Origin of the sequence: Mesorhizobium sp. M7A.F.Ca.CA.004.06.1.1, from assembly GCF_003999135.1 — a bacterium.
Taxonomy (GTDB): Bacteria; Pseudomonadota; Alphaproteobacteria; order Rhizobiales; family Rhizobiaceae; genus Mesorhizobium.
In genome coordinates this window covers 1-562 of record NZ_RZPQ01001386.1, presented here as the reverse complement: position 1 = coordinate 562, position 562 = coordinate 1, and the positions used below count along the sequence as shown (strand labels likewise).

1 protein-coding gene and 1 pseudogene are annotated in these 562 nt (G+C 64.8%); one reads left to right on the top strand and one right to left on the bottom strand.

The genetic code is table 11. The annotated features are described in order from the left end of the window. Positions 1-21 precede the first annotated feature (21 nt). Positions 22-216, bottom strand: coding sequence for a DUF1192 domain-containing protein (locus tag EN906_RS36505; protein WP_127269295.1), 195 nt, complete (start codon positions 214-216; stop codon positions 22-24). A 123-nt stretch (positions 217-339) separates the two neighbouring features. Here EN906_RS36505 and EN906_RS36500 point away from each other — a divergent pair. Further along, a pseudogene (locus EN906_RS36500) lies at positions 340-562 on the top strand (NAD(P)H-quinone oxidoreductase); the annotation flags it as partial.

Genomic DNA, 562 nt, shown 5'->3' with positions numbered 1-562 from the left:
GCGGGCTTTGCGCCAGCGCGCCTATCCGCGGCGGAACAGTGCTTCGGCCGCGGATTTGGTGGTGTCCTTGGCCTTGAGTTCGGCTTCCAGGCGGGCAATTTCGTCGCGCAGGATACCGATCCGCTCGGTCAAGTCGCTGACGGAAAGCAGTGACAGGTCCTGCCCGATCTCGTGCGGGCGTGACTTCTTCTTGGGTTCGTCGTCGAAGATCGCCATCGTCGCTCCTCCTCCGCCAAGACCAGATTGGCCATTTGCCTGATTTGGCAATCAGCATACATAGGGCAGGGGCGTCGATGCAAACAGCCGATCGGACAACGGCGAGGAAAGACGGGAAATCTCATGGCGAGCGGACAGAAAATTCCGGCAAGGATGACGGCCATCGCGATCTCGGAGCCGGGTGGCCCTCGGGTCCTGAAGCCGGAAACACGCGACGTGCCGCAGCCCGGCCCCGGCGAGATCCTGATCAAGGTGCATGCCGCCGGCGTCAACCGGCCCGATATCCAGCAGCGCAAGGGCGCCTATCCGCCGCCGCCCGGCGCGTCGGACCTGCCGGGCCTCGAGG